The following is a 1,057-nucleotide window of genomic DNA, read 5'->3' as shown; positions in this document are numbered from 1 at the left end:
AGCTTAAAATTTCATCCGCTGCACCGCTTTTGCTCTGCGGCTCCTGCGCCTCTTTTGCGCTGCCGAAATCTGTGTCTTTTAAATTTTCGCCCTCATCTAAATTTTTAGAGCCTTCGTCCGCAGAATTTTTATAAATTTTATTTGAAAATCTTTTGTGCCTGATCTGCAGATAAAAGACGAAGGCGACGAACGCTACCGCCGTGATCGCGATGTAGTAGCGGTTTTCGAAGAGCAGCACGCCCTCTACCAGCCCCGAAAACAGCGCCAGCAGCGAGGCGGTAAGAAACGGGAAGCGCACTACATCCTTTTCACCGATCGCTAAGGCGATGAGCGCGACGCCGAATATCGTGGCGTTTAGCAGCGCGCCTAGGACTTTGATCTCGGCAAAAAGGCTCGGATTTACGCGCGAAGTGACGTAGAGCGCGAGCGCGACGGCGGCGAAAAGCAGGATTAAAAATACGATTTTTTTCATTTTGGACCTTTTAAATTTTATCTTTAAATTTACGATTCAGCCGCACCTTTAATGCATATACAGCGCAGGCATCGGCACGCTGTAACTGCCGCGTTCGCAGCATTACGCAAATATTTCGCGCTCTGCGAATATAGCGCGAAATTTTAGGGCGCGACCGTGCTGTTTTAAGCGCGACTGGCGCAATATACGCGCTCATAACTTAAACGCAATCCTAATTGCGCGGACGCGGTTTGAAACACGACTTGCGTTAGCGCGACAAAATCGCTATTTTCGCGCGGCTTAAATGCGACTTTGTCGGTAATTTTACCGTTAGCTGCACTCTCTGCGCTCGTGGCGCCAAGTCCGTGCTTAAATTTTACCGCCAGCTGCGTTAAAATTCCGCGTCTAAGCCGTATGCGTCCCTAGCTCGTGGCGCCACAAGGCGCCCCGCAAAATTTACCTGCCCGTAGTAAATATTTGACATGCGAGCGAGTTTTGCATGCAAGTGCCCGCGCGTTTGCTTTAAATTTAGCGCGGCGGGTTTTAAATTTTAAATTTACCGCCTCCGCACTCTGTTTATCCGCAAGAGCTATCGCGCCAGCTAAA

General features: G+C 49.6%; 2 protein-coding genes. Both read right to left on the bottom strand.

Annotated elements, in window-relative coordinates:
• On the bottom strand, positions 1–472 hold a 472-nt coding region (locus Q0236_RS07745; protein ID WP_297916641.1), incomplete at its 3' end, for a hypothetical protein.
• A gap of 401 nt (positions 473–873) precedes the next feature.
• Positions 874–1,057, bottom strand: a 184-nt coding sequence (locus Q0236_RS07740) for a hypothetical protein (protein WP_297916639.1), incomplete at its 5' end; no start/stop codon positions are given.

It is taken from the genome of uncultured Campylobacter sp. (genome assembly GCF_938031315.1).
In the GTDB taxonomy this organism is placed as follows: Bacteria; Campylobacterota; Campylobacteria; order Campylobacterales; family Campylobacteraceae; genus Campylobacter_B.
Note: the sequence above shows the minus strand (reverse complement) of the source record. Positions and strands in the feature narration are given on the sequence as shown.